This window comes from Paenibacillus soyae, assembly GCF_024623455.1.
Taxonomy (GTDB): domain Bacteria; phylum Bacillota; class Bacilli; order Paenibacillales; family Paenibacillaceae; genus Pristimantibacillus; species Pristimantibacillus soyae.
The window spans coordinates 37,439-57,439 of record NZ_JANIPJ010000018.1 but is presented as its reverse complement, the minus strand read 5'-3'; the positions used below and the strand labels follow the sequence as shown (position 1 = coordinate 57,439).

Genomic DNA, 20,001 nt, shown 5'->3' with positions numbered 1-20,001 from the left:
TTAGTTGCCCCAGTCGGCCCCGCATGCGCAAAGCTATTGCTTTCTGCCGATAACCAACCTTATAATAAACAGTAAATATATGGGATGCGTAACTGGCGAGAACGCAGATCACTGCGGGGGAGCGCATTCGTCACTTAGCCGTTCGCCTGGGCAGAGCATTTGGTCGATATCGACCAAATGCTTTTCTATTTTTCGAGGAGAGTGACCGGAATGGGGACAGCGAGGAATGTAGCGGTGCTGGTGTATGAGCAAGTGGATGCTTTGGACGTAACGGGGCCGTTCGACGTGTTCGCGGTGGCGAGCGACTGGGGGAAGGACTTTCGCGTGTATACGGTCGCCTTGGAATCGAGCGAGCCGATTCGAACGATCAGCGGGCTGACGATTAAGCCCGACTTCAGCTCGGCGGATTGTCCCGCGCCGGACATTCTGATCGTACCTGGCGGCTGGGGAGCTCGCAGGGAAATGCACAACGAGAAGCTGACGCGATGGATCGGGGACACCTCGCGGCGGGCAGCGTATACGCTGTCCGTATGTACGGGAGCGCTCTTGCTGGCCAAAGCCGGGCTGCTTGAAGGACTGCGAGCGACGACGAACAGACGGGCGATGGACCTGCTGCGGGAAGCAGCCCCTCCAAGCGCGACGCTGCTGGAGGACGTTCGTTACGTCGACAACGGCCGTCTAATCGCTTCGGCGGGCGTCACGGCCGGGATCGACGCGGCGCTGTATCTCGTGGCGAAGCTGCACGGGGAGGAGCGGGCGCTTGATACCGCTTCGAGGCTGGAGCATGACTGGAGACGGGAGCCTGCCGACGATCAGTCAGGCGCTCCGGCTGAAGCCGCTTCCGCTGCGGCTGTTCATGCCGCAGAAGCGCAAGCGCCGCTTGCCTCGGCGGTATCCGCGCCGGCCATTCGCAGGGCAACGCCCGATGACGCGGACGGCATTCGCTCCCTGCTGGTCGAGGCCGCACATTGGATTCGCGGCGCGCACGGCTTCTGGCAATGGCGCGAGGAGCATTTCGCAAGCGAGATTGTCGAGGCGTTCGTCCGGGACAACGAGGTTTTTGTCGCATTCATCGGTGATGAGCTTGTCGGCTGCTTCTCCGTCCATTGGACTTATGAGGAGATTTGGGGTGAGCGTTGGCACGACGACGCGGGATATGTGCACCGGTTATGCGTGTCCCGCTCGCGAAAAGGCGAAGGGATTGGACGCGTGCTGCTCCGTTATGCGGAAGCGTATATAAGGGAACGCGGTAAGAATTGGCTCCGGCTCGACTGCATGGCCGACAATCCGAGCTTGAACGCGTATTACGAGTCGCTTGGCTTCGCTATTCTGGGGCGGTTCGACGCGGGCTTCTGGAGCGCTAACTTATACGAGCGGGAGATTGGCCAATAAACGGCCGAAGCCCGATTAGACTTTTAACGCTGGCATGCTTGTGCCGGCGTTCTTTTTTAATTTACAGAAAAAAGAAATGATTGACAGCCATAATCGTAACGATTACAATCTAAAACGTGCTAATAGTATTCGTTACGATTAAGGCGGAGGAATAGAGACCGGGAAATTACCCCGCCCAGGAACAAAGTCGAGAATGGAGGTGAGCAGGCGGAGTGAAAGTCAAGTTCATCAAAACGAGCCCGACCCAAAATATGACCGTCCTCGTAGAGAGCCCTCTTGGCAGGGAGCACTATCCGATGGTCGCTTCGCGGCTCATGTCGTATGATCACGTCTTCGCCGAGCAGGTCGGTTTTATCGAATCGGCGGATAACTCGAGCGCTTGGGCGAGACTCCAGATGATGGCCGGCGAATTTTGCGGCAACGCCGCCATGGCGCTCGGCGCGGTCATGGCGTGGAGAAGGCGGCTGAAACCAGGGGATTGGCTGGAAGTGCCGCTCGAGGTATCCGGTGCCAGCGAGCTGCTGGTTTGCGGAATAGAAGCAAGGCGCAGCGGCTATTCCTGCCGGCTTGACATGCCGCTGCCTCTTGCGATGGATAGAGAGACGCTTCTGCTAGAGGGCGAGCCGACGCCGGTCACGATCATGCGCTATCCGGGCATTGCCCATGTCATCGTGGACGTGTCCGAGTTCGACGGACCCGCCAGGAATAAAGCGAAGAGCGCGGCGAAGCTGGCGTCGCTGCTGCAGGGCGAGGCGGCGCTTGGCGTCATGCTGTACCGAAGGCGGACGGGCGAGCTCGAGCCTTTGGTCTACGTGCCCGGCACGGGAACGTTGATCTGGGAGCGGGGCTGCGGCTCCGGTGCGGCGGCGGTCGGCGCATACGCGGCCATCGAGGCGGGAGATGACATCGATCTCGAGATCAAGCAGCCCGGAGGAGTTGTCCGTGTGCAGACACGCTCATCGGGGGGCGAGCTGGCCGGGCTTACGATACAAGGCGATGTATACATATCCGCCGAGGGTACCGCTTTTATTTGATTCCGTGAATAGAGGTGAGCGAATGATAACGATCGACAATATAAAGCTTAAAATGATTGAATATTGCGATAAATTCGAGCAACTGTCCCGTGCCTGTGAACCATCCGACCAGTACGGAGTCGAGCTGGAGGTACTCCTGAACGATTTCTCCCATTTTGTCACCAAAGAAGCGAACAAGGAGGCTTGGGAAGAACTGGACGCACAAGAAGAGCTTAATGACCTTAGCTGCACCATCGAGAGAATCCGGGCAACGTCCGCAGCCTGCGTCGCGATGATGGAGAAGCACCGCGCCATTCGACTGCGGAGCGGGAACGCGGAGATCGCCGACTATTTCCGGAACATCGAGGCTTGCATCGAGACGGAGTTCGGCAGCTTCTCGGTCGCTCCCGAGTCCAAAGTGCTGCTGATTGGCTCCGGCGCCTTTCCCATGACGCCGCTCCTTATCGCCCGCCGTACGGGAGCCGAGGTCGTCGGCATCGATATCGACGAAGATGCCGTCGCGCTTGGACGCGAGGTCGTAGCGAAGCTGGGAGAAGGGCTGAACATCCGTTTGGAGCATGCTTCCGCCGAACATTTCGCCTATACGGGCGAGGCCACCCACATCATATTCAGTTCGACCGTCGGGCTGAAATACGAGCTGCTGGATCAGCTGCATGCGTTGACCGTCCCTCATGTGGTCGTGGCGATGAGATACGGCAACGGCCTCAAGTCGTTGTTCAACTATCCTATGCGGGAGATCGACGGGGCCAAGTGGCGGCTAACGGAACGCATCTTGCGCGCGGATCAGGTGTTCGACGTCGCGCTCTATACGAAGACAGCGGGGGAGGAAGGATGATATGAGCGATTTCAGACGGGTGCTTATCGCCGGAACCGGGCCGTCCGCCGTGCAGCTTGCGGTTATGCTGAAGAGCCATTTTCATTGCGAGCTGGGCATCGCGGGCAGGCAGTCCTCGCGCTCCGAGCTGTTCTTCTCCTCCGTTAGGCAGTCCGGCCTTCTTCTTCGCGCCGACGTCCAGAATGCGAAGCATGGGCTGCTGGCGGGAGCATGCGTCGCGGATGATCTGTATGAAGGCTACGAGTCCGTGAGCGGACGCTGGAGCACGCTCATTCTGTCGGTGACGACGGACGCCTATCTCGATGTACTGGGGCAGCTGGATAACGAGGTGGTACGGTCACTCGCCTGCGTGGTGCTTGTATCGCCGACCTTCGGCTCCGGGATGCTGGTCAGCGGTTATTTACGTTCCATTCAAGCGGGCGCGGAGGTTATCAGCTGCTCCACCTATATCGGGGATACCCGTTGGAGGGAGAAGGAACCTTCCGGGCATGTCGTCACCGCGGGCATGAAGAAAAAAATATTCGTCGGATCCGACCGGCAGTCGTCCGGCAACGCCGTCATGCTCGCCGGGGCGATCGCCTCCTTCGGAATCGAAGCCTCGATCACTGGCGCCACGCTGGAAGCGGAAACCCGCAATATTTCGCTGTACGTGCATCCGCCGTTATTCATGAACGATTTCTCGCTGAAGGCCGTATTCGACGAGCCGGCATCCAAGAAATACGTGTATAAATTATATCCGGAAGGCCCGATTACGCAGCAGCTTATCCGGGAGCTGCTTGCCCACTGGAAAGAAATTACGGCCGTATTAAAAGCGCTAAATATTAAGGGCGTCAATCTATTGAAGTTCATGACGGACGACAACTATCCGGTCCGGCCGGAAAGCCTGTCCCGCCGCGACATCGAGAATTTCGAGCAGCTCGATTCGATTCATCAGGAATATTTGCTGTACATACGTTACGCCTCGCTCTTGATCGATCCTTATTCGGAGCCGGATGAACAAGGCCGGTATTATGATTTCTCGGCGGTGCCGTTCAAGCCGTTGTTCATGAACCGGGAAGGCTGCCTGGATATTCCGCGCATGCCCAAGGAGGATTATTACCGTCTCAAAATCATTCAAGGCATCGCGAGGCGCACGGGCACGGACTGCCCGACCATTGACCGTTTCCTTGGGCGTTACGAGAACAAAATCGCGGAAGTCGCGAATAAGCGCAAGGGGGAGCCGCTGTCTCCGGCCTTCGCCGTCCAGCATTTCGAAGAGCCATTATCCATTATTTTTAGAGGAATAGAGCAACTGCTTCCGAAGCGGTTTTGTTCCACTTCGTTCCACAAAACTTGAGGAGGATTTACCGTGAGAAGAAAAAGAACATTAGCCCGCACCTTAATGACATTAACCTTGTCCCTGACGCTGATCGCAGGCTGCAGCGCGGGAGAAAACGCAGGCTCGGGAAATAACGCAAGCGCCGGAAACAACGCGGGAGCGGGAGAAGCGAGCGCCCGGTCCAAGACGAGTCTGACGTACGCGTCGGCCAAAGACATTAACGACATGAATCCTCATCTCTATACAGGCTCCATGCCGGCCCAAGGCATAGTGTACGAGTCGCTCGTCGAGAACACCAAGGAGGGCATCAAGCCTCTGCTTGCCGAGTCGTGGGATATATCCGCGGACGGCAAAACGTATACGTTCCATCTGAGACAAGGCGTGACGTTCCATGACGGCGAGCCGTTCAACGCGGAAGCGGTGAAGGCGAACTTCGAGGCGGTGCTCGCGAATGGGGAGAAGCATGCCTGGATCAAGCTGTCGACGAAGATCGCGAGCGTAGAGGCGAAGGATGAATATACGGTCGTTCTGACGTTAACCGACACGTATTACCCGGCTCTAGTCGAGCTGTCGATGACGCGGCCCTTTGTATTCATCTCGCCGAAGGACTTCAAGGAAGGCGGCACGAAGGATGGCGTGAACGGCTTCCATGGCACGGGGCCATACAAGCTAACCAAGCATGAGCCCGAGCAGCACGCCGTCTTCGAAGCCAACGAATCGTATTGGGGCGGCGCTCCAACGATCAAGACGATTACGTCCAAGGTGCTCCCTGCCGGCGAAACGACGTTCCTGGCGCTGCAGAAGGGCGAAGTCGACTTCGTCTTCACGGACGACCGCGGCGCGGACAGCATCGATATCGGGGCGATGAACCAGCTCGTCGAATCGGGCGATTACCAGCTCGTCCGCAGCGAGCCTATGAATACGAAGATGATCGTGGCGAACACGAGCAAGGAAGGCAATCCCGCCGCCGAGACGGCCGTTCGCGAGGCAATCTGGCATGCCATCGACCGGGAGGCGATCAGCGAAGCGATCTTCGCGGGAACCGAGAAGCCGGCGGATCGGTTGTTCTCGGAGAACGTGAACTACGCCGATGTCGAGCTTTCGAAGCGGGAATACGACCTGGAGCGGGCGAAGACGCTGCTGGATGAGGCGGGCTGGACGCTCGGAGCGGGCGATCCAGTGAGGAAGAAGAATGGGGCGGAGCTGGCCATGAAGCTCTATTACGATAGCAACTCCTCCTCTCAGAAGACGCAGGCGGAGTTCATTCAAAGCACCCTGTCCGAGCTTGGCGCCAAGCTGGAGCTGATCGGGGAGGAATCGTCTTCGATCGCGAGCCGCAGAGCGTCGGGCGATTACGATCTGCTGTTCAACCAAACCTGGGGGCTCGCTTACGACCCGCAGAGCACGATTACCGCGTTCACGACTGCATCCTCCTATCTTCACGCAACGAGCGGCATAGAGCAGGCGGAGGAGCTGTATCAGAAAATCGACGAGGTTATGGTGTCCACGGATGGAGAGGCGCGCAAGGCGTTGTACGCCGATATTATGCGAATCGTTCACGACGAAGCGGTGTTTATTCCGCTTACGAACGGCAGCGTCACAGTCGTTGCGCCGGCAGAGCTGAAAGGCATTGCCTTCAAGCAAACCCAATTCGAGCTGCCATTCGAGCGCATGGGCTACTAGCCTCTCATGACGGAGAAAGGAAGGTGTCATGGCTCCCTATATTGCTCGCAGGCTGCTCTTAACCGTGCCGCTTCTCATCGTCGTGTCGTTCGTCACGTTTCTTCTCATTCGACTCTCGCCGATGGATCCGGCCGAGGTCGTGCTGCAGGCGCAGGAGACGCCTCAGATTACCGAGGAGCTTCTCGCGCAGACGCGGGAGGAGCTGGGGATGAATGATCCGTTTCTCCTGCAATACGCCAACTGGCTTATGTCCTGCTTCCGTCTCGATTTCGGCGAGTCCTATGTATCCGGTCAGCCGGTGTGGTCGCTTATAGGACCGGCTTTCGCCAATACGCTGTCTCTGACGCTGATTTCGTCTGTTTTTATTATCGTGCTGTCTACGCTGCTCGGCGTAGTCAGCGCGCTTCGGGAGGGCTCGCTGGCCGACAAGTCGACGAGAGGGCTCTCCTTCTTCTTGACGGCCATTCCCTCGTACGGTCTGGCCTCCGTCCTCATCTGGCTGCTCGCCGTGAAGCTCGACTGGCTGCCGACCAGCGGCATGGACTCGGCCGCGAGCTTCGTGCTTCCTGTCGCGGTTATCGCCGTCAATTATGTCGGCATCTACTTCCGTACGGTAAGGTCCTCGGTGCTGAGCAACAAAAACGAAGAATACGTCTTGTACGCGCGGGCGAGCGGACTGAGCGAACGAGCGGTAACGATGCGGATTTTGCGAAATTCGCTGCAGGTGGCCGTCGCGATATTCGGCATGTCCATTCCGATTATTTTGGGGAGCACGGTCGTCATCGAGAACGTGTTCGCGTGGCCGGGGCTCGGGAGGCTTAGCGTGAAGGCGATCCTGAGCCGGGATTTTCCGATCATACAGGCTTACGTGCTAATCGTGGCCGTCGCGTTCGTCGTGATCAATACGGTGTCGGATATCGTGAACGCCGCCATCAATCCGAAGCTGAGGAGTGAACGCGCATGAGCTTATGGAACCAGCTATCGAAGGACAAATGGGCAGTGGCGTCCATGTCCGTCATTGGCGTTATTTTGCTGGCGGGGGTGCTCGCCCCTTGGATCGCGCCGAATGATCCTTACGCGGTACAGATGAGGCTGCGGTTTGCGTCCCCGTCCTGGGAATATTGGCTGGGCAACGATCATTTGGGCCGATGCATCCTTTCCCGAATCATCTACGGCATTCGCCACAGCATCCTGTGGGTGCTTGCCGCGCTGGCGGCTTCCGTCCTGATCGGCGCCTTGATCGGCTTCGCGGCCGGTTATTTCCGGGGACGAACGGACGCCGTTCTGATGAGGATCTGCGACGTCATGCTGTCCTTCCCGGGTTATGTCATGATGCTGGCGATCGTCGGGATATTGGGTCCGGGGCTTGAAAATATTTTGCTGGCGTTCATCGTCATGAAGTGGGCCTGGTTCGCCCGAGTCATCCGCACCTCCGTCATGCAGTATGCGGAGATGGATTACGTGCGGTTCGCCAAAGCCGTCGGCATCCGGCACCGGACCATTCTCATCCGGCATATGCTTCCGGCGGCGCTGCCCGATATCGCCGTCATCGCGAGCGGCTCGATCTGCTCGATGATTCTGCAGGTGTCGGGGCTGTCGTTCCTCAGCCTCGGCATTCAGGCGCCTTACGCGGAATGGGGCATGATGCTGAACGAGGCGCGGGCCGTCATGTTCTCCAGGCCGGAGCTGATGCTGGCGCCGGGACTGGCCATCGTCATCTCCGTTATGGCCTTTAATTTCCTGGCGGACAGCATACAGGTCGCGCTCGATCCGAAGCTGAGAACAAAAAGCGCGAGGCGCCGGACCAAGGAGGCGGAGAACAAAGCCTATGAATACGTTAGAGGTTAAGGGGCTGAGCGTCTGGGACGAAGCAACCGGCAGCGCGATTGTCCGGGACAGCTCCTTCGTTCTGCGTCAAGGCCGGTGTCTCGCGATCGTCGGAGAAAGCGGCAGCGGCAAGTCGATGACCTGCAAGGCCATTATGCGGCTGAACCGGGGAACGATCCGGCAATCCGGACGCGTTCTGCTGAACGGGGAGGATATCGGAGAGCTATCCGAGGCCGAGATGAGAAAGCGCAGAGGAAAAAACGTATGCATGATCGTACAGAACGGCATGGCCGCGTTCGATCCTTCCCGTCCGGTCGGCGTTCATCTGCGGGAGACGCTGCGGACCCATTTCGGCTGGGGCAGGAGCGAGGCGGAGGGCGTGCTGAGGGTCGCGATGGAAAGCGTCATGCTGCGGGAGCCGCTCGAGCTCATGAACAAATACCCGCATCAGCTGTCGGGCGGCATGCTGCAGCGGGTCATGATCGCCTTGGCGCTGGCGCTTCGCCCCGACGTTATCATCGCGGACGAACCGACGACGGCTCTCGATGCCATCTCGCAATACGAGGTCGTGGAGCAGTTCGTTCGGCTGAGGGAGGAGATGGGCTGCTCCCTGCTGTTCGTCTCCCACGATCTCGGCGTCGTGAAGAAAATAGCGGACGATGTCGTTGTGATGAAGGACGGAATGATTGTGGAGTCGGGCAGTCTGGAGGCCGTATTTGGCGGGAGTCGTCATTCGTACACGCAATATTTGCTCTCCTCCAGGCTGACGTTAAGCCGTCATTTCCAGTCGATTATGGAAGGGGGGGCCTGATTGCTGAAGGCGGAGGGCGTGGACAAATCTTATCGGGTTGGCGGCATGTTCGCCGGGAGCAAACGGCAGGTTCTTCATGACGTCAGCTTCGAATGCGCCCGCGGCGAGTGTCTCGGTATAATCGGGGAGAGCGGGAGCGGCAAGTCGACGCTGGGACGGCTCCTCCTCGGCATCGAGAAGCCCGACCGCGGCACGGTTACGCTCAAGGGGCGTAATGTGATGGACCGGAGGACGCGGGCAGGGGCTCTAAGCGCCGTTTTTCAAAACTATCGCTCCTCTCTGAACCCTTACTTCACGGTTGAACAGGCCATTATGGAGCCGATGAAGGCCGCGCGTTTGGCAAGGGACGGGATGGAGGAGAAGATCGGGGAGCTGCTGCAGCTCGTGGGCTTGCCTGCCGGCTACCGGTCGAAGTATCCCCACGAGCTGTCGGGCGGCGAGGCGCAGCGCGTCTGCATCGCGAGAGCGATCTCGACGGAGCCCGGGTGCATTTTGCTGGACGAGGCGGTCAGCTCGCTCGACGTATCGGTCCAGGCGCAGGTGCTGGAGCTGCTGAGAAGTCTGAAGGAGCGCGGCCGAACAAGCTACATTTTTATTACGCACGATGTTCAGGCAGCCGCTTATCTATGTGACCGCATCATGATATTCCGGGACGGGCGGATCGAAGAAACGCTGGAGACGAGCAAGCTGGGAAGCGTACGTTCGGCGTACGCGCGGAAGCTGCTGGCATCGTCGATCACGATTTGAGGTTGGGAGAGAACGGATCATGCGCGGAGCATTGTCTTTGCCTTTCTTGCGCTTATATGCGCTTGCGCTGCTGTTCTTTAGCGGCAATGCGATATTGAACGTCATTATACCGCTTCGCGGGGAATCGCTCGGAGCGACCAATACGACGATTGGCTTGATCATGGGCGCCTATTTGTTCACGACGATGTTCTTCCGTCCCTGGGCGGGCCGCGTCATCGAGCGTACGGGACCGATCAAGGTGCTGCGCGCGATACTCGTCGTTAACGGGCTGGCGCTGATTTTATATACGTTCACCGGCTTGCCCGGCTATTTGGCGGCCCGCATTCTGCAAGGGGTGTGCACCGCCTTCTTCTCCATGGCGCTGCAGATCGGTATTATCGACGCGCTGCCGGAGAAGGACCGGTCGCAGGGTATCTCGCTCTATTCGCTATTCACGTATATGCCTGGCATCGTGGGTCCTTTGCTCGCGCTGGGGCTGTGGGACGGCGGGGACATGGGCGCGTTTACTGTCGTCATGGTCTCGATCGCCGTGCTGACCGGGTTGTTCGGCTACGGCGCGAAGATGGCTCCGCGAGCGGAGCCGCAGGATTCGCCTGATCGCTCGGATACTTCGGAAGGGCAAGGGGCGAGCTTAAGCGTTCGGATGGAATCAGGAGAGACCGGGCAAGAGAAGGAGGCGTGTCAATCGCAGCAGCAGACGAGGACGAAGCCGGCGGCGGCGGGAGGGAAGCAGCCGCTCTGGCGCTTAGCCAGTCATCCCAGCCTGCTCAAGTCCGGCGCGCTTATGCTAAGCGCCTCACTCGTCTTCGGTTCTATCACGGCCTTCGTTCCGCTGTACGCCGCGGAAGTATCCGGGGCCAGCGCAGGCATCTACCTCATGCTGCAGGCGGGAACCGTCGTGGTTGCCCGATTCGCGCTCCGAGCGCGAATCCCTTCCGACGGCAAATGGCACACGCCTTTCATGATGGGCACGATGCTTATGGTGGCGGCAGCGGCGCTTAGCGTCGGCTTGGCCGCGTCGGCGGGGTTCCTGCTGTTCTACCTCGGCGCCGTTCTGATGGGTCTCGCGCAAGCGATTCTCTATCCGACGCTTACGACGTATCTCTCCTTCGTGCTGCCGAGAGAGAACCGCAACGCCATGATGGGGCTGTTCATCGCCTCGGCCGATCTCGGCGTCTCGCTGGGCGGGATCCTGATGGGACCGGCGGCCGACCTACTGTCGTACTCGTGGATGTATATGCTCTGCGCGCTGCTGTGCGCGGCAATGATCCCGGTCGCGTACGAGCGAAGGGCGGCCAGCCGGGCTTCGGAGGTCGCGGCGAGATGAGTGAAGTGCGAAGGTAAACCCGCGGAGGCCGCCGCCGCCGCCCGGCTGAGCGGAGCGATAACGATGCTTCGCGTCGTTATTGTCCGCCGTGGCCGGTTTAGCGGAGTAATAACGATGCTATGCATCATTATTGTCCGCCGTGGCCGGCTGAGTAGAGTAATAACGATGCTATGCGTTGTTATAGTCCTCCGCCGCCCGGCGAACAGAGTAATAACGATGCTATGCGTCGTTAATGGTCGCTGCGGCCAGGTGAGCAGAGTGATAACGATGCTATGAGTCGTTAATGGCCTCCGCCGCCTGGCGAACAGAGCAATAACGATGCCTTGCGTCGTTATTGGCCTCCCCGGCCGACCGAACAGAACAATAACGATGCTTCCTATCGTTATTGCTCTCAGCCGCCCACCCGGGCCAAACCATATAACAAAGAGGAGAGCCGTCGGCCTAAGATGCCCGTGGCTCTCTTTTTTGCATCTGACCACCCGTTATATGCAACTCACCGTGCAAGGCATTGCGCCTCTGGGGAAAGATGGTATTCTGTTCTACAGATACGAGAAATGAACGATCGGGAGCAGCAAGGAAGGAGCGTTAAGCTTGAAGCTGATTATTGACCAGTCTCTGGAGCACCAGGACGTTGAAATTACGATTAAATGCGGCATTATCGACGAGCAGCTGGAGCGGCTTATCGCCCAGATACGGCTTTATTCCTTCTCCATTACGGGGAAGAAGGACGGCGCGAGCCATCTCATTCGGCTGGAGGATGTTTACTATTTCGAATCGACGGACAACAAGACGTTCGTGTACGGAGAGAAGGATGTGTACGAATGCGGCTACAAGCTGTATGAGCTGGAGAGCCATCTGGCGAACAGCCACTTCCTGCGCATCAGCAAATCCTGCATTCTGAACGTCGCCAAGCTGGCAAGCGTGAGAGCGCTCTTGAACGGCAAGTTCGAAGCGCAGCTCCTGAACAAGGAGAAGCTTGTCATCAACCGGCACTATGTGCAGGCGTTAAAGGAAAAAATTCAGCTGTAGTGCTCCCATACGAGCCTATGGGATTCGCATCCGCAATTGCAACGGTTACCACACAGGAGGGCGACATATGTCCAGGTATAAAGTTTATTTTACGATTACTTGTTATTCCTTTACGTTCCTGATGCTCATCTATTCCGCGCTTAACGGGCTCGGAGTGTTCCCGACGCTGCTGGCGGCGGAAGTGTTCCTCTTATTCCTGATGACGCTCTGCGGCAGCATTCTTATCGCGGTTACGAACAGGCTTCCGATTAACAATCCGCTGCTGGCCGCGTTCACCCGGGTGGCGGACGTTGCTGTCAGCGTCTTCGGCATCGGCTTCGTATCCGGCATGATCCCGATGGAGTGGTTCTACGTGCTGACCATACTCGGCATGATCATCGTCATCTATTTCGGAGTCGCCGGCGTTCTCATGATTAAGGATAAAGCGGACGCGGACGCCATCAACGAGCAGCTGTCGAGAAGAAACAAGCAAACGGGAGGGAATCGCGATGAGCACGATCATTAACGTAAAAGGCCTCGCCAAATCCTTCGGATCGCTGGAGGCCGTACGGGGCGTGGACTTCGACGTGGAGCAGGGCAGCCTGTTCGCGTTCCTCGGACCGAACGGCGCGGGCAAGTCGACCACGATCGACATGCTGACGACGCAGCTGAAGCCGGACGCGGGGGAAGCGACAGTGGCCGGCTACCGGCTCGGACGGGACAATGACGGCATCCGCTCGGCGATAGGCATCGTCTTCCAGGACAGTCTGCTCGATCCGCTGCTCACGGTCGAAGAAAATTTGCTTGTCCGCGGAAGCTTCTACAAGCTGAGTCGTTCGGAGCTCAAGGCCGCCGTGGCCCGGGCGGTCGAAACCGCGGGTGCCGGCGACTTCCTGAAGCGGCCCTACGGCAAGCTGTCCGGCGGGCAGCGCAGGCGCGCGGATATCGCGAGGGCGCTTATCCATACGCCGCAGGTGCTGTTCCTCGACGAGCCGACGACGGGCCTTGACCCCCAGACGCGCCAAAACGTCTGGACGACGATCCGCCGGCTGCAGAAGGAGCGGGGCATGACGATTTTTCTCACGACGCATTACATGGAAGAAGCCGCTCAGGCCGATCGTATCGTGGTCATGGATCATGGCAAGGTGCTCGCTGAGGGGACGCCGTACGAGCTGAAGGAGCGTTACGCGACGGATATGCTGAAGCTGAAGCCGCATGACGCGGAAGAGCTTGCCGCCTATCTGCAGGCCCGATCAGCCAGCTATACCGTGGCCTCCGGCATCTTCCATATTCCGGTTGCGGAGACGGTCCGCGCGCTGGATATTATCGACGGATGCAGGAGCAATATTGCCGGACTCGAAATCGTGAGCGGAACGATGGACGACGTGTTTCTTCATCTGACGGGAACGGAGGTAAGAGCCTAATGATGGTGATCGCCAAACGGAATTTAAAGCTGTTTTTCCGCGACCGTACCGGGGTTCTCATGTCGTTTTTGTCCGTTTTCATCATATTGGGCTTGTACGTGCTGTTCCTGGGCGACACGATGAAGTCCAACCTGCCGGATGCGCCGGAAGCCGATTTTCTGTTGAACAGCTGGGTCATGGCAGGCATTCTGGCCGTTACGACGGTAACCGCGACACTCGGCGCATTCGGCGTCATGGTGGAGGACCGGACGCGAAAGCTGCTGAAGGATTTTACGGCGGCGCCGGTGAAACGGCAGGAAATCGTGGGTGGCTATATCCTGAGCGCTTGTTCCGTTGGCATTATTTTGAGCATTGTGACGCTGCTGCTGGCGGAAGTGTATATCGTGGCAAATGGAGGGGGGCTCCTATCCGCGGTTACATTCGCCCAAGTAATCGGGATCCTCGTGCTTTCCGTGCTGGCGGGCGGCTCGATCGTCTTTTTCATTACGTCCTTGCTGCGCAGTCACAGCGCCTACACGACCGCAAGCACGATCATCGGCACGTTGATTGGCTTCCTTACGGGCATCTATATTCCAATCGGCTCCTTGCCGGAGGCGGTGCAGTGGGTCATTAAGCTGTTCCCCGTCTCCCATGCGGGAGCGATGCTTCGTACCGTTATGGTGGAGGAACCGATGACCCAGGCGTTCGCCGGAGCTCCGGAGGAAGCGCTCCGCGAGTTCAAGCTGCACATGGGCGTCGTGTTCGACTTCGGAGGCAAGTTGTCGACCATGGGCGCTAGTATCGCGGTGCTGGCAGGCACGACGGTGTTCTTTTACCTGCTGTCGATTATGCTGATGGTGCGGAACAATAAGTAGCAAGCAAGTCTCGGAAAGCTGTTCTTTAGGGCATCAACGTCATAACGCGGTACTTTCAAATAATGGGATTGTCGGAAAAAAGGCGCTCATGTATAATGATCCATACCAATCTTACATGGAATGACAGTTTGTTTCGAAGCCTGGCAAGACTGCGGAGCGGAATCGGGGGCGGCGAGTGAAGCGGCAGCGCCCTCACAAGCAATACGTCAGGCAACGATGCGGCGATGGAAGGAACCTTTTCTAACAGGAGGGTTCTTTTTCTATATCTAAAATAGACGATAGGAGTGGGAGAGATGGTGCATTATTTGTTTGACCAGCTGGCGTTCGTGAGGAAAGGGACGCTGAAGGCGGCGGAAGGCGTAACGGAGGAGCAGGCGGACATCGTGCCCGAAGGGTTCAATAACAGCATTCGATGGAATCTCGGGCATCTGTACGTCGTGCTGGAGCGTTACGGATTCAAGTATATCGGCTTGCCGCAGCAGCTGCCGGAAGGCTTCCGGGAACGGTTCGAGTTCGGTACGTCTCCCCGCTCTTACGAAGGCGCTGCGCCTGTGCCGACAATGACCGAGCTTACGGAGCTCTTGGGCGGGCAGGTTGACCGAATTCGGGAAGCGCTGGGCGACCGCATGCATGAGCAAGTGACGCCTTATACGACATCGACGGGATTCACGTTGTATACGCCCGAGCAGTTTATGAGCCTGGCTCTTTATCATGAAGGCTTGCACCAAAGCGTCATTAAACTATACAAAACGATACTGAACCGATAAGAAGCGCGCGTGCGCCATCCATCGAGTTCCTAAACGGCAAGACACAGCAAGAGAAAGAAGGGGTTCGGGGATGTTCAAACGGTTCTTCGGGACGATGAGAGACTTCCATCCCATCGTCAACGTGCTGCTCGCCGGCACGATCTTCGCGCGGATCGCAAGCTCGATGAGCTTGCCGTTCCTCGCGATTTACCTTATCGCGGCTACCGACATGAGTCCGACTATGGTCGGCGCGATCGTCGGCATCGGTTCGCTGGCGGGGATGCTGGGCGGCTTCTTCGGCGGGCATCTATCCGACCGGTTCGGCCGCCGCGTCGTTATGCTGGCCGCGATCTACATGTGGGGCTTCGTGTTTCTCGGCTTCGCCTTTACCGGTTTACCTGTCATCTTCGCGCTGCTTAACGCTATTAACGGATTGTGCCGTTCCTTCTACGAGCCGGTATCCCAGGCGCTTATGGCGGATTTGACGGAAAAGGAGAAACGGTTCTCCGTGTTCTCGCTGCGCTACATGGCGATTAATATCGGCGTTGCCGTCGGTCCGCTGCTCGGCACCCTGTTCGCCGCGATGAGCGGGAGGCTGCCGTGGATTATAACGGGCTGCATTTATTTGGCGTATGGCCTGCTGCTTCATCTCCTTCTTCAGAAGTTCGGCATCCGCCGAATCGAAGGAGAGAAGAAGGAGCCTGTCACGATGGCGCAATCCTGGAACGTCATCCGCCGGGACCGGGCTTTCCGGTACTTCATTATCGGGGGGATCGTGACGGCGATCGGTTATTCCCAGATGACGTCGACGTTGTCGCAGTTCATCGACGAAGGATTCGCGAACGGGGTCGAGCTGTTCGCGTGGATGATGAGCGTGAACGCCATCGTCGTGGTCGCTTTCCAAATCCCGTTCTCCAAGTGGGCGGAGAAACGGACGCCGATGACGGCGATCGCGGTCGGCTCGGTCTTCTACGCGATCGGCCACATCGGCTTTGCCTTCAGCGGCAGCTGGTGGATGCTCGTGGCGTCCATGGTCGTTTTCACGTGGGGCGAAATTCTGACTTTCCCGGCCGGCTCCATGATTGTCGACCGAATTGCGCCGGAGGGGATGAGGGGCACGTACTTCGGCGCACAAACGTTTACTAGCCTAGGTCACTTCCTTGGTCCGTGGATCGGCGGCATTTTGCTCCAAGGCTACGGCGGACAAGCCTTGTTCGTGACGGTAGCGGTCATCTCCATCGCCGCCATCTGGTTCTTCCGGTTAGGGGAGAGCCGCTCGGCCAAGGTGGAGCTGCAGGCGATGAAGGCGGGGGCATGAGGCGGTGCGGCCGTGCGGAGCGCGGTAGGCGAGCGGAGTAAGCCGATAAAATCGGCTTACAGACCGCGCAATGCGGTAGGCGGAGCGGAATAAGCCGATAAAATCGGCTTACAGGCCGCGCCACGCGGTAGGCGAGCGGAATAAGCCGATAATATCGGCTTACAGACCTCGCCACGCGGGAAGCGGGCGGAATAAGCCGATAAAATCGGCTTACAGGCCGCGCAATGCGGCGGCCACCCCAACCAATTTTTTTAGAAATAGGGTCCAATTTCCAGGATAGGTATGTTAAAGTGAATAGAAAGGCTCGGTATCCGAGCCGGGGCCAGCCCAACGTTTCCGCTAGCCGGAAGCGTTGGGCTGTTCGTTGTGGCGCGAATAACGGTAGCGGGGTGATGGCGTGCGAGCGGATGAATGGTATTCGTGGAATGTTGTGGGTATAGCGGTAGGTTTGCTGTCATGGGTGACTGTTCTATATTTGCTGGTTCGCGGGTATCGGAAGCAGGAGACGAAGCCTGCCATTTGGAAAATGCTATTCGCGGCGCTCGTCGGTTTCTTTTCGTTTTCGTTTAAGGTGCCTCTGTTCGGGCAAATGGTGAATATCGCGTTGCTGCCGTTAGGCGTATGGATTCTTTCGTGGTTCATTCGCCGCCGCTCATGGCCGAGGTATCGGAAATTCGCGTGGACCGGCTTTTGGGCAAACTACCTGTTCTTGGCGACGGCTCTGCTCGCGGGGTTCGTACATAGTGCCCTCTACGACAAAAACGATCCGCATACCTACTTGGCCGATACGCGGGATGCGAGAATTGCCGGTACTCACCCGTCGGCGCGTGAAGCGGAGTTCGACGAGGAGCTGTTCAGAGAAGCGATGGCCTCGGCCGCTTCGGCCGATATGAAGAATTCGCTGGATTGGTATTACGAATCCAGGCATCAGAACGGTGAGCTTTATCAAGAAGAACGGTTCCCTTATGCGTTATTCGGCGCAAAGCCCCGCTGGGGAAGCGGACTAATTGCCGCGGTCTACTTGGAGAGCGACGGAAAGGGGCTGCTGCTCGCCTCGGAAGGCCGTTATTATTACTACCGTTCGGAGAAGCCGATGATGGAATGGGAGGCGGAGGAATGAGAAGACGGAAGTGGTTAGCGGTCATAGCCGTCATTCTGGCTGCCGTGGCCTTCATTTTCATCCGAACCTACGACGGGAGGCCGGGAGCGATTCCGAGCGCGGAGGAAGCCGCGGCGGCCATCAATCAATACGAACCGGAAGCGGACGCGGAGGTCGTGCTAGATAGAATTAGGCTCGACGATCGGCAGCTGTTCGTTCCCTATGTGTCCGGTAGAGGAACACACGGAATGGGCTTCCTGAAGTGGGAGAAGGGGGAGTGGAAGGTGACGCGGGTGGACCCGGGCGGCAGTCCAGAGCTGCGGATACTCGATCATTCGAATCCGTCCGAGCGCTATATCGTGTGGAATATCAATCCCCAAGAACAAATGGAGCAAATCCGTTTCTACCTCATCCGTGAACGCAATGCCGGCATGTCGAGCGGCATATATTATTATACGCCTCGCGTGCAGATGGAGGAGACCGCCGACTTAACAAAGCGGCCTTACGGAGCGCTTCCGTTTCCCGAGGATTGGGCGGACATCTTAAGGGAGGAAAAAAGAATGAACCAGGCTCTTCCCGGCGGCGTGCTCGATCAGCTGTTCTCGGGAATGCCCTCCCGTCATGCGATGCTGCAGATGGGCTGGTTCCCGGACTATGCCGAGGATGCTCCTCCGCCAAGAGGCTACTCCAAAAGCGGGGATGAAGACACAGAGTTTCTTTGGATTCTGGACGAACCGAATCTGGAGAAGCCCGGCCTGACGACAGGAGAAGATTAATTTCGCTACGTCGCGGATTGTCGGATGAGGGAAGCTATGCGGTACATGCTTCGGGCTATGCGTCGCCTAAGTACGAGATCGCCTATATGCCTGGAACCCTCACCGTGACGAAGGCCCCGCTGACCGTGCAGGGAATTCCGCTTCGCGTGAATACGGCTTGAGCAACCCGCCTTTAACGGGAACGGTTACCGGGCTTCGGAACGGGGATACGTTCCCCGTCACCTAATCCCCTGCCGGGCTCGCGACGGCGGTTGATCCTAAGGAGTTCGACAAGACGACGGATGTCTCGATTTGCCTCTCGGGAATCGTCCAGTATGTATGCAACAATCTGGTTTTCTCGTCCGGCGCGACTAGATGAAATCCGTTTTTGATATAAAATCGAATGGCCCAATCAGCCGACTCCCACGTGCCCACCAAAACCGGTTTGCCGGCCATCGCCGCCAAATAAGATAGCAGCTTCGTTCCGATGCCGCTTTTCCGCTGATCCGTTCGTACGTAGGCGTGTCTGATCAACGCTACCTCGCTTTTATCCTGAATGCCCATGACTCCCATCAATCGGTTCCCTTCTTCATACCCCCAGAACGCGATGCCGTCGCCTATCTCGCTGCGCAGCTCATCCATCGACATATAAGGCTCGTGATACCTATCGTCAGGTATAACGCCCTTATAGGCGTGTGCGGCATCGTTAATGATCCGATAAATCTCTTCCGCATCCATGCTATTGCACAGTCTAATCATGGTACAGCTCCTCCTCCCGCTTAGTAGGCGACACGATGTCGGTCAGCGCGCGGAATATGTTATTCGGGTGCTCGGCCAGCCGATGGCACAGGTAGAGATACCACTCCGGTCCATAGGGCAAATAGATGCGGCATGCGTTGCCTCCAAGACGAAGCTCGTTCAGTCGCTCCGGCCTTACGCCGTACAGCATCTCGAACTCCGCGAAGCCGGGCAGCCGCTCGCCGGCGATCCGGCCTATCTCGCACAGCAAGGCTTCGTCATGCGTGGCGATGGAGCAGGGATGGCCGTTCTCGAGCAGCCGTTCCGCCATGTCCAGATAACGCCGGTTCAGCTCCTCCGAACGAGGGAGCGCGACCTCCGGCTTTTCACCGTAGGCGCCCTTCACCAGCCTGATTTTCCCCGGATATTGCATCAGCTCCGTCAAATCCGCGGGGGAGCGGTGCAAATGGGCTTGCAGCGTAACGCCGACGTTCGGGTACCGCCCGGCCGTCCGTTTGTATACTCCCAGAATAGCCTCCGTCTTCGCCGACTCCTCCATGCCGATCATTAAGCTCACGCCATGCTGCCGGGCCAGCTCCGCAAGCTCGGTCAAATGGCCGCGGGCCAGCTCCTCTCCCAGATTCAAGCCGATGTGGGACAGATCGAGAGAGACGGTCTCCGCGAGGGACAGCCGGCCGAGCTCCTCGATCAGCGCCGAGAAGGTTGCTACTGCAGCCCGGCATGCCGCAAGCTCCTCCGTATTCTCTCCGATTGGCTCCAGCGATAAGCCATAGCCCATCGCCGCCAGATGTTGGGCGGATTCCAACGCCTCCGGCAGGGTCTCGCCCGTGACGAATCGCTGCGCCGCCCTCCAAAGCAGCTGATAGAGCTCTGCTGATTGCCGAACGCTTGCCTTCATGTTAGCGTCTCTTGCTATTATCCGCAGCGCCGCCGCCGCTTGTTGTTCCGCTGAATTCTTCATCCTATATCGCTCCTTCCATCTATTTCCGCTAAATGTACCATGTTAGAATGGTTAGGCAGAGTGCCACATTTATACAAAATGAAAGGTACCACTTTTTTTGAGC

Annotated in this window: 21 protein-coding genes, 1 pseudogene and 1 riboswitch; of the genes and pseudogenes, 20 read left to right on the top strand and 2 right to left on the bottom strand. The window is 58.0% G+C overall.

All coding sequences use genetic code 11. From position 1 onward, the window contains the following. The first annotated feature begins 78 nt into the window (after window positions 1-78). Window positions 79-159: riboswitch (ZMP/ZTP riboswitch) on the top strand. A 51-nt stretch (window positions 160-210) separates the two neighbouring features. From NQZ67_RS22145 to NQZ67_RS30705, 20 genes and pseudogenes are all read left to right on the top strand, one after another. Beyond that, complete coding sequence (locus NQZ67_RS22145) at window positions 211-1,392, top strand: GNAT family N-acetyltransferase (RefSeq protein WP_257450194.1); 1,182 nt, start codon at window positions 211-213, stop codon at window positions 1,390-1,392. A 212-nt stretch (window positions 1,393-1,604) separates the two neighbouring features. Further along, on the top strand, window positions 1,605-2,426 hold the full coding sequence (locus NQZ67_RS22140) for a histidine racemase CntK family protein (RefSeq protein ID WP_257450191.1): 822 nt from the start codon (window positions 1,605-1,607) through the stop codon (window positions 2,424-2,426). Window positions 2,427-2,448: 22 nt separating this feature from the next. After that, window positions 2,449-3,261, top strand: a complete 813-nt coding sequence (locus NQZ67_RS22135; protein WP_257450190.1) for a nicotianamine synthase family protein — start codon at window positions 2,449-2,451, stop codon at window positions 3,259-3,261. Between the two features lies 1 nt (window position 3,262). Then, window positions 3,263-4,597 carry an opine metallophore biosynthesis dehydrogenase gene (locus NQZ67_RS22130; protein ID WP_257450188.1) on the top strand — a complete coding sequence of 445 codons (1,335 nt, stop codon included), beginning with the start codon at window positions 3,263-3,265 and terminating at the stop codon, window positions 4,595-4,597. A 45-nt stretch (window positions 4,598-4,642) separates the two neighbouring features. Beyond that, window positions 4,643-6,262: a staphylopine-dependent metal ABC transporter substrate-binding lipoprotein gene (gene cntA / locus NQZ67_RS22125; RefSeq protein WP_257450359.1), complete on the top strand. Its 1,620-nt coding sequence runs from the start codon at window positions 4,643-4,645 to the stop codon at window positions 6,260-6,262. A gap of 28 nt (window positions 6,263-6,290) precedes the next feature. After that, window positions 6,291-7,226, top strand: a complete 936-nt coding sequence (gene opp1B, locus NQZ67_RS22120) for a nickel/cobalt ABC transporter permease (RefSeq protein WP_257450185.1) — start codon at window positions 6,291-6,293, stop codon at window positions 7,224-7,226. After that, entirely contained in the window at window positions 7,223-8,110 is an 888-nt protein-coding gene (cntC, locus tag NQZ67_RS22115) for a staphylopine uptake ABC transporter permease subunit CntC (RefSeq protein WP_257450183.1), read from the top strand. Before opp1B ends, cntC begins: the two co-directional genes overlap by 4 nt. Beyond that, a complete protein-coding gene (gene cntD, locus NQZ67_RS22110) occupies window positions 8,091-8,900 on the top strand; it encodes a staphylopine uptake ABC transporter ATP-binding protein CntD (RefSeq protein WP_257450181.1) in 810 nt (269 codons plus the stop codon). Before cntC ends, cntD begins: the two co-directional genes overlap by 20 nt. Next, a complete protein-coding gene (locus NQZ67_RS22105; protein ID WP_257450179.1) occupies window positions 8,901-9,647 on the top strand; it encodes an ABC transporter ATP-binding protein in 747 nt (248 codons plus the stop codon). Window positions 9,648-9,666: 19 nt separating this feature from the next. Next, the gene (gene cntE, locus NQZ67_RS22100) at window positions 9,667-10,974 is read left to right on the top strand and encodes a staphylopine family metallophore export MFS transporter CntE (protein WP_257450177.1); all 1,308 of its coding nucleotides are present in this window, start codon (window positions 9,667-9,669) and stop codon (window positions 10,972-10,974) included. A gap of 591 nt (window positions 10,975-11,565) precedes the next feature. Next, window positions 11,566-12,003 (top strand): LytTR family DNA-binding domain-containing protein, encoded by a 438-nt coding sequence (locus NQZ67_RS22095; protein WP_257450175.1) that lies wholly within the window; start codon window positions 11,566-11,568, stop codon window positions 12,001-12,003. A gap of 67 nt (window positions 12,004-12,070) precedes the next feature. Then, a complete protein-coding gene (locus NQZ67_RS22090) occupies window positions 12,071-12,508 on the top strand; it encodes a DUF3021 domain-containing protein (protein WP_257450173.1) in 438 nt (145 codons plus the stop codon). Next, complete coding sequence (locus tag NQZ67_RS22085; protein WP_257450171.1) at window positions 12,492-13,406, top strand: ABC transporter ATP-binding protein; 915 nt, start codon at window positions 12,492-12,494, stop codon at window positions 13,404-13,406. The genes NQZ67_RS22090 and NQZ67_RS22085 overlap by 17 nt, the downstream gene beginning before the upstream one ends. After that, complete coding sequence (locus NQZ67_RS22080; RefSeq protein ID WP_257450168.1) at window positions 13,406-14,260, top strand: ABC transporter permease; 855 nt, start codon at window positions 13,406-13,408, stop codon at window positions 14,258-14,260. Before NQZ67_RS22085 ends, NQZ67_RS22080 begins: the two co-directional genes overlap by 1 nt. 293 nt (window positions 14,261-14,553) lie before the next feature. Then, window positions 14,554-15,027, top strand: coding sequence for a DinB family protein (locus NQZ67_RS22075; RefSeq protein WP_257450165.1), 474 nt, complete (start codon window positions 14,554-14,556; stop codon window positions 15,025-15,027). A 70-nt stretch (window positions 15,028-15,097) separates the two neighbouring features. Then, complete coding sequence (locus NQZ67_RS22070; protein WP_257450163.1) at window positions 15,098-16,324, top strand: MDR family MFS transporter; 1,227 nt, start codon at window positions 15,098-15,100, stop codon at window positions 16,322-16,324. 397 nt (window positions 16,325-16,721) lie between these two features. Beyond that, window positions 16,722-17,444, top strand: coding sequence for a hypothetical protein (locus NQZ67_RS22065; RefSeq protein WP_257450159.1), 723 nt, complete (start codon window positions 16,722-16,724; stop codon window positions 17,442-17,444). Next, a complete protein-coding gene (locus NQZ67_RS22060; RefSeq protein ID WP_257450157.1) occupies window positions 17,441-18,199 on the top strand; it encodes a hypothetical protein in 759 nt (252 codons plus the stop codon). Before NQZ67_RS22065 ends, NQZ67_RS22060 begins: the two co-directional genes overlap by 4 nt. Beyond that, window positions 18,142-18,360 carry an MBG domain-containing protein gene (locus tag NQZ67_RS30710; RefSeq protein ID WP_371825343.1) on the top strand — a complete coding sequence of 73 codons (219 nt, stop codon included), beginning with the start codon at window positions 18,142-18,144 and terminating at the stop codon, window positions 18,358-18,360. Before NQZ67_RS22060 ends, NQZ67_RS30710 begins: the two co-directional genes overlap by 58 nt. Then, window positions 18,345-18,425, top strand: a pseudogene (locus NQZ67_RS30705) (hypothetical protein); the annotation flags it as partial. The gene NQZ67_RS30710 and the pseudogene NQZ67_RS30705, both read left to right, overlap by 16 nt. On the opposite strand, the gene NQZ67_RS22055 reads toward NQZ67_RS30705, so the two are convergent. Both NQZ67_RS22055 and NQZ67_RS22050 read right to left on the bottom strand, forming a co-directional pair. Beyond that, window positions 18,422-18,937 carry a GNAT family N-acetyltransferase gene (locus NQZ67_RS22055; RefSeq protein ID WP_257450155.1) on the bottom strand — a complete coding sequence of 172 codons (516 nt, stop codon included), beginning with the start codon at window positions 18,935-18,937 and terminating at the stop codon, window positions 18,422-18,424. The pseudogene NQZ67_RS30705 and the gene NQZ67_RS22055 sit on opposite strands and share 4 nt — an antisense overlap. Further along, window positions 18,930-19,898, bottom strand: a complete 969-nt coding sequence (locus tag NQZ67_RS22050; protein WP_257450153.1) for a proline dehydrogenase family protein — start codon at window positions 19,896-19,898, stop codon at window positions 18,930-18,932. The genes NQZ67_RS22055 and NQZ67_RS22050 overlap by 8 nt, the downstream gene beginning before the upstream one ends. Window positions 19,899-20,001: the final 103 nt, after the last annotated feature.